The organism is Streptococcus sp. DFI.7.26, assembly GCF_022240605.1.
Classification (GTDB): Bacteria; Bacillota; Bacilli; order Lactobacillales; family Streptococcaceae; genus Streptococcus; species Streptococcus xiaochunlingii.
In genome coordinates, this window is the sequence record NZ_JAKOGN010000037.1 from 1 (window position 1) to 1,033 (window position 1,033).

Sequence of the window (1,033 nt, forward strand, 5' to 3'; positions counted from 1 at the left end):
GAATATAGTCTGGAAAAATATCAGGCTTTGCACCTGCCCATCTCATAATGGCTTGATTATTATCACCTACTGCAGTCAATTTACAAGTCGAATCTAAAAAACATATTTTTAATAAATTATACTGGTCATACGTAGTATCCTGAAATTCATCTAAAAATACAAATTCATATGTCATTCGAAGTGCTTTACAGACGTATTCGTTATTAGCTATTATTTGAGTAGCCAACTTTGTTATTTGTCTGTAAAAAAGGACTGGCTTATTACTCTGAGTACCTTTTAACAGATCATTTTTTATAATTGAATCATTATCACTCAAGGCAATACTTTCTGCAATTTCCTTAATGCTATTCATCCTCATTCCAGTAGTATTTAATCCATTTCTATAAAGAACCTCTTTTATGACTTCCATTTCTTCAATCAAATAATCTTTCGACGGTCTTATCTCTCCAGGAAGAACATTTCTAAATTGGTCTAAAATCCTCTTTTCAAATGCTGAATAAGTTAGAGAGGTAAATCGAGAAGCATATTCAGCCCCATAACGTTTTTTCACTCTTTCTTTCAAATTTGATGCAGCATCTGTCTTAAAACTTAATGCTAAAATTTTTTTCGGAGAAATACATTTATTTGTAGAGAAAAGATAGTCTAACTTTTGAGCTAATAATTCAGTTTTTCCAGCGCCTGGTCCAGCAATGACTAGACAGTTGGTCACATCCTTGGCAGCTCCTAAAGCAGCCTTCTCTATATTAATATCTACTTTAGGATGCCACTCTTCATTCTTCATCATGTTCAATAACTCCAAGTAATTCTTCAGCTCGTTTAACCATTTTTTCAAACACAGGAGGTAGAAATCTTTTTAATTCATTATCACTAATAGATGATAAAAATTGCATGTGAGTTGTTGGTTTTCCTCTACCTAAAAAGAAATATTGATACCAAATCATGAGTTTCTTTTCCTCTTCAGTAAAACTATCACCTGACCCACTCTTATCTTTTAAAGTAGCTCTTATTGCTTCCTCTTTACGTTTGTTGAAAC

At 32.5% G+C, this 1,033-nt stretch carries 1 protein-coding gene and 1 pseudogene; both read right to left on the reverse strand.

The features are described from left to right. On the reverse strand, positions 1-784 hold a 784-nt coding region (locus L0M85_RS09795), incomplete at its 3' end, for a UvrD-helicase domain-containing protein (protein WP_238656937.1). After that, positions 771-1,033: pseudogene (locus L0M85_RS09800) on the reverse strand (ATP-dependent endonuclease); the annotation flags it as partial. The pseudogene L0M85_RS09800 and the gene L0M85_RS09795, both read right to left, overlap by 14 nt.